The organism is Rufibacter ruber, assembly GCF_001647275.1.
Lineage (GTDB): Bacteria > Bacteroidota > Bacteroidia > Cytophagales > Hymenobacteraceae > Nibribacter > Nibribacter ruber_C.
This window is the reverse complement of record NZ_LRMM01000124.1, coordinates 1-6048: the sequence shown is the minus strand read 5'-3', so window position 1 is coordinate 6048 and position 6048 is coordinate 1. Positions and strand designations below refer to the sequence as shown.

Below are 6048 nucleotides of genomic sequence, written 5' to 3'. Positions count from 1 at the left end.
TTTGGCCAAAACAGCCCGAAAACAGAAGGTTAAATTATCATTGGCAATGGTTCTGCGTAGCAGCTCTTTTTCAGAAAACAGCCGCTAATCTGGGGGTTATTTTTTACCGGTATGCTGGGTGATTTGCCAGTCTTTGGGAGCCACAAAGCCCTTGCGGCCTTCGCCGTACGGCGGCACCTCAAACGGAGATTTGATGTTGTCAAACACATCCAGCTGCTTTTTCAGGTCAGCATAAATAGCCGGGTTGGCTTGGGCCACGTTGTTCTTTTCAGATGGGTCTTTCACAATCTGGAACAGGTGGTCTTCGTCCAGTTTGATGCGCGGGTTCAACCCCTTGGCCGACACCAGTTTCCAGGTATTGTTGAGGATAGTGCCAGAGCCCAGGTAGAAGCTGCGCTGAATTTCTTTTTGTTTGCCCGTCAGCACCGGTGCCATGCTGATGCCGTCTAGCGGGTTCTTGGGTTTTTCTGCCACGCCGGCCACTTCTAACAAGGTAGGCATGATGTCTATGTAGCCCATGAGCTGGTTGTTCACACTGCCGCCCTTGAAACCGGCGGGCCACCTGATGATAGCGGGCACCCGCACGCCCCCCTCCCATTCGGTGAATTTTGCCCCTCGTAGCTTACCGCTGCTGGAGCCTTTGATTTCTGGGGCGGGGCCGTTGTCTGAGTGGAACAGCACAATAGTATTGTCGTCAATCTTCAGGTCTTTGAGGGTCTGCAGAATACGGCCAATGTTGCGGTCCATGTTGGTGACCATGGCAGCGTACGTCATTTCTGGGGTGTTGCCGCGGCCCACTTTGCCTTCCTTCTCGTCATTGTTCTTTTTCCCGAAGCTGGGTTTAGCAGGGTCATAGCCGTATTCTTTCATGTCTTCTTCCTTGGCTTGCAGCGGGCCGTGCGGCGCATTGTAGGCCAGGTAAATAAAGAAGGGCGATTGCCCGTTGTAGCTCTTAATGTTGCGCACGGCCTCATCTGTGAGCAGATCTGTGCTGTAGCCTTTGTCACGGCTGGGTTTGAAGTCATTGTGCCAGTCCAGCTCGCCTTCGCGCTCGTGGGTGAAGTAATCAATAGCGCCATTGAGGTGGCCGTAGAAGTGGGTAAAGCCGCGGTTAAGCGGGTGGTATTTCAAATCAGCGTGGCCCAGGTGCCATTTCCCCAAAACCGCACGGTTTTTATACCCGGCCTTGGCTAGCATCTCTGGCAAAAAAACTTCTTTGGTGTCAACCCCAAAGCTGGACCAGGGCGGAATCACAGTGGTGCGCAGCCCGAACCGGTCTGGGTAGCGGCCGGTCAGTAGCCCGGCGCGGGTGGGTGAGCAAACCGCGGCCACGTAGAAGCGGTTCAACTCCACACCATCTTTGGCCAATTGGTCCAGCACCGGGGTTTTGATGCTGCCCCCGTGGTAGCCTACATCGCCCCAGCCCATGTCATCGGCCAGGATAATGATGATGTTGGGCTTCTTGCCTTTGGTCTGGGCCTGCGCGCCCGGGCCCTGCCAGATACACAAGGCCAGGAGCAGGACTAATTTGTTCAGGTATTTCATGGGTGTTTCAGTTTTGGTCTGTTTTAGGAAAAATAGCTTATAAACGGCTTACTCCTGGTTCTGGGCTTTTCTCTTTTTACCTTCGGCGGCGCCGACTTTTTTGCCGCCTTTCTTCTTGGCGGGCGCTTCACCGGCGGCGGCGTGGCCACCGGCATCAGATGCATCGCCTTTCACAGGCACTGACTTTTTGAACTGGCGGGGTACCTGTTTGGCCAAGCTCACCATCACAGGTTTCAAGGAGATTTGCTGCGCCAGGTTTTTCAGTTCATAGGGGTCTTGCTGGTGGTCATAGAGTTCCTCAGAGCCATCGGCGTATTTGATGTAGCGGTACTGCTGGGTACGCACGGCGCTGTAGTTTTCGCGGGTGGTGGTGAGGCCAGGGCGTTCCCAGCGGGCCTTCGGGTTTTTCAGGACGGGCATCATGCTCAGGCCGTCCAGTTGCTGTTTGGGCGGGCTCAAGTTACAGTATTCTACCAGCGTGGGGTAAATGTCAATCAAACTCACCGTCTGCGGGCAGACCACGCCTTGGCCGTTGGGCAACCTGATTAACAGCGGAATAGTAGTGGCCTGCTCCCAGAGGGTTTCTTTGGTCCAGTGGTTTTTGGTGCCGTTGTGAAAGCCGTTGTCAGACGCAAATATTACCAGGGTATTCTGGGCGTACGGGCTTTTCTCCAGCGCGTCCAGTACGCGGCCCACGCTCCAGTCAGCAAATGAGTAATTGGCGCAGTAGGCTTTGAGGTAGGTTTGCAGGGCCTGCTCTTGGTTGGGGACTTTCCGGTACAGAGGGGCCAGGCCGTCGGTGAGGGCTTGGCCCATGGGCGGCACGTCATTCAGGTCATTGGCGGCAAAGCCCGGCGGCATGGGGAACGTGACCCCGTCATACAGGTCATAGAAGCGCTTGGGGGCCGTGTACGGGTTGTGCGGACGGTACAGGCCCCAGTACATAAAGAACGGTTTCTCCTGCTGCTGGCCCAGAAACGCCATGGCCTGTTCGGCGGTCACCACATCGGTAAAGTCAGAGTCGGGGCCTTCCCAGGGTTTGGTGTCAAACCACTGCCCGGCGCGGGCTACCCAGGGGCCGTAGCCGCCGTGGTGCACGGGGTTGTCCCACATTTCTGCCTCGCGGTTGCCCGGCAAAGGTACGTGGAACGTCTTACCCCCGGCCCAGGTGGTGTAGCCGTTGCGTTTAAACAGCTCAGGAAGGGCTTCAACCTGGGTCAGCACGTCTGAGGTGCCCCACACGTTAGGCCCGTTCTGGTATACGCCCGAGTTATGCGGATACTTGCCGCTGAAGAATGAAGCCCGTGACGGAATGCATTTAGGGGCCGCACACGTGGCGTTTTGGAAGTAGAGAGACTGGGACAGCAGTTTCCTGAGGTTGGGCACCTTGAGCACGGGGTAATCCTTTACCAGCCCCCAGGTGTTCATGTCATCTACCACAATAAAGAGCACGTTGGGCTTTTGCTTCGGCTGCGCCTGGCTTTCAAAGCCAAGCACCAGCAGTAATAGCAGAGGCAGCGTACTCAAGAATCTGTTTTTCATGCCGGTTTATGCTTCTTTCTCATCGGCTACAGCCGAAGTGGTAGTATTCCTCTTTTTCTTCGCCGGGCCGAAAGTTATTCACGTTTAGGGGCGGGCGGCGTGAGTCTCCAGCTCCCGCTGCCCTTCAAACCTCCAGGCGGGAATACCCCAACGTATCTGTCCCGAAGATAGCGGGTGCCGGTGGGCCGCTGTGCCACTATTGTCGCTAATGCTGCAACAAATGTAGAAAGGGGTACAAGGCAGGTTTAGACGGGTCCGTCGCGGTTTCTCTCCCCACGTTCCCTTTCCTGTTTTTGGCCTGTTTTCAGAAAAACAGCCCGGAAACAGGAAAGGAGCATCTTGTCTGTTCCTGACCTGGTTTGGTACTTAGATGCGAGTGGGGCCATTAGGTTTAATGGCAGCCGCAGCGGGGGTATAACTTTTGTCTGCCGCAGCGGGGAGCCAGCCCTGTCCGATATTCTCCCTCATTACCAGAGCTTTCTGTTTTTGGCCTGTTTTGGCCAAAACACGCCAAAAACAGAAAGGCCTCACAGAATCTGAATATCTGTGAGGCCCAACGGAGACTCTTGACAGTAGCTATTTCTCCAGCGTAAATACCTGCGTAAACCGTAAGGCCCTGGACGAATTGCCCACTGAAAGTTCAAAGGCTCCGGGTTCAGCTTTCCAGCTGTGGGTGGGGGTGTCCCAGAAAGACAGGTCCTGGCGGTTGACCCAGAACGAGACGGTTTGGCTTTGGCCCGGCTTGAGGTACACTTTCTGGAAATCTTTCAGCTCCCGTACCGGGCGGTCAACGCTTGCCTCTTTGTCTGACACGTAGAGTTGCACCACCTCGGCGGCGGCTTGTTTCCCCGTGTTCTTCAGGGTGAACTGCACCTGCACTGAGTCCTGGCCGGAGAGGGTGGCTTTGGAGATTTTGGGTTTGGTGTAGGTGAACGAGGTATAGCTCAACCCATAGCCAAACGGGAACAGGACTTCTTTCTGCTGCTTGTCAAACCAGCGGTAGCCCATGAACACGCCTTCGTCATAGGGCAGGTGCACCAATTGGTGCGGCTTCACATACTTGGCTATCTCTTTCCTGCTGTTCTTTTCATTCCCTTTCCAGTATTCTTTGTAGTGGTTGTTGTTGCCCTGCCAATAGGGTTTTCCGCCCAGAAAATTGAAATCTGGGTCTGGCGAATCCTGAAAGTCTTTCTCCAGCGTAAACGGCAACCGGCCAGAGGGGCTCACTTTGCCGCTGATGATATTGGCCAGCGCATTGCCCCGCTCCTGCCCCAGAAAGAAGGTCCAGAGCACGCCTTTCACCTGGCCCAGCCACGGCATGGGTAGGCCGTTGGCCGAACTGATGAGCACCACCACGTTGGGGTTGAGGGCCGCCACCCGGGCAATTTCAGCGTTCACGCCTTGGGGTTCTTCAAACGGCACGTCATAGCCTTCGCCCGCTTTCTTGTTCAGCCGGAACAGGACCACGTTGGCGTTTTTGATTTGGGCATCGGTTGGTTTTTCGGCTTCCTCAAAGTTCTGGCCGTAGGTTTTCTTCAGTCCTTCGGCGAAGCTGGTGTGGTCATAGCCCGCCACAAAACCGCTGCCCGTGCCGCTGTGCAGCTCGTTTTCCCCCATCAGCAGCACTTTTTTAGAACGCTGTACGGGCAGCACATTGGCTTCATTCTTCAGGAGGCAAATGGCTTCCTCGGCGCATTGGCGGGCGGTTTCTTTGTGGGCGGGGAGCGTGTTCAGCAAGGCTTTGTCAGTGGGCGCGCGGTCATAGACCCCGGCTTCAAAAAGCGTGTACAGGTTGGGGTACACCATGAAATCTAAATCAGCCTCCACTTCTGCCTTCCGGGCAGGGTATCTGGCGATAAAGTCCTGAATGTACTTGGTAAACGTAGCATTATTAGCCATGAGCAGGGTCTGGCCCGAGCGGGCTACCAGGTACTGCAGGTCTGGGTGGTAGTTGGTGTTCTGCCAGTCAGTCATGGTCACGCCCGTAAACCCGAACTCGCGGCGCATGACATCATTCAGCAACGGCTGGTGCATGGAGGCCGGGATTCCGTTGATTGCGTTGTTGCCGGTCATGATGGCCCGTACCCTGGCCTGTTTTACCACCGCTTCCCAAGGCTTGAGGTAAATCTCCCGCAGGGTGCGCTCATCCAGGTCGCTGCTGGCAATGTGCCGCACAAACTCCTGGTCATTGGCTATGAAATGCTTGGCCGTGGCAATAACGCCCTGGCTCTGCAACCCGTTGATGTAGTTCACGGCTATGGCCGAGGTGAGCAGCGGGTCTTCGCCCATGTACTCATAGTTACGGCCGCCCACCGAGAGGCGCTGCAGGTTAATGCCCGGCCCCAGCAGAAAATCTACACCGTGCGCTTTACACTCCTCCCCAATGTTTTTCCCGAAGGCCTGCGCCAACGCCGGGTTCCAGGTGGCGGCCAGCGCCAGCATGGGCGGGAACGAGGTGCTGTTGGCTTTGCTGGCAATGGTCTGCAGCCGTATGCCCTGTGAGGCATCTGCCATGATGGCCGGCCTTAACCCCAACCGCGCCACACCCGGAAAGCAGAAGGACTTGTAGCCGCCGGTGAGGGACAGTTTCTCCTCAAAGGTGAGGTGCTTGAGCACGTCTCTGGCCCGGGCTTCGGGCGATAAGCTGGTGTTCTGGTACACCGCCCCCTGGGGGAAGTTCTTGAATGCAGACAGCGGCTGCAGTTCTTTCTCGTCTACCCGCTGCGCGAAGAGGGAGGAAACGGTAAGGACCGCAGCCAGGGTAAAAACAAACGCTTTCATGGTACAGGCTAGGCTTGGGTAGTAGTATTACAGATCCAAAGCTACTTTTTTGGGGCGGCCGCCGCTGTCAGTTTTCGTGCTTTTGCTAACAGTTTTGTAGAGCCCCCCAGAGGTAGGGCTTTGCCTCCCGCCTGCAGACTCCTGTTTTCGCTGTTGCAAACAGCGCAAAACGCATTATGC

General features: G+C 55.9%; 3 protein-coding genes. All 3 read right to left on the bottom strand.

Annotation, left to right across the window (positions count from 1 at the left end; all coding sequences use genetic code 11):
* Window positions 1–96: 96 nt before the first annotated feature.
* Window positions 97–1545: a sulfatase-like hydrolase/transferase gene (locus A8O25_RS21820; protein WP_082893830.1), complete on the bottom strand. Its 1449-nt coding sequence runs from the start codon at window positions 1543–1545 to the stop codon at window positions 97–99.
* A gap of 48 nt (window positions 1546–1593) precedes the next feature.
* The gene (locus A8O25_RS21815) at window positions 1594–3087 is read right to left on the bottom strand and encodes a sulfatase (protein WP_066839703.1); all 1494 of its coding nucleotides are present in this window, start codon (window positions 3085–3087) and stop codon (window positions 1594–1596) included.
* 576 nt (window positions 3088–3663) lie between these two features.
* Window positions 3664–5868: a beta-glucosidase gene (locus tag A8O25_RS21810; protein WP_066839702.1), complete on the bottom strand. Its 2205-nt coding sequence runs from the start codon at window positions 5866–5868 to the stop codon at window positions 3664–3666.
* Between the last annotated feature and the right edge of the window lie 180 nt (window positions 5869–6048).

Coding starts and splice junctions, on each gene's coding strand:
- A8O25_RS21820 (WP_082893830.1), bottom strand. CDS start 1,545: ATGAAATACCTGAACAAATTAGTCCTGCTCCTGGCCTTGTGTATCTGG.
- A8O25_RS21815 (WP_066839703.1), bottom strand. CDS start 3,087: ATGAAAAACAGATTCTTGAGTACGCTGCCTCTGCTATTACTGCTGGTG.
- A8O25_RS21810 (WP_066839702.1), bottom strand. CDS start 5,868: ATGAAAGCGTTTGTTTTTACCCTGGCTGCGGTCCTTACCGTTTCCTCC.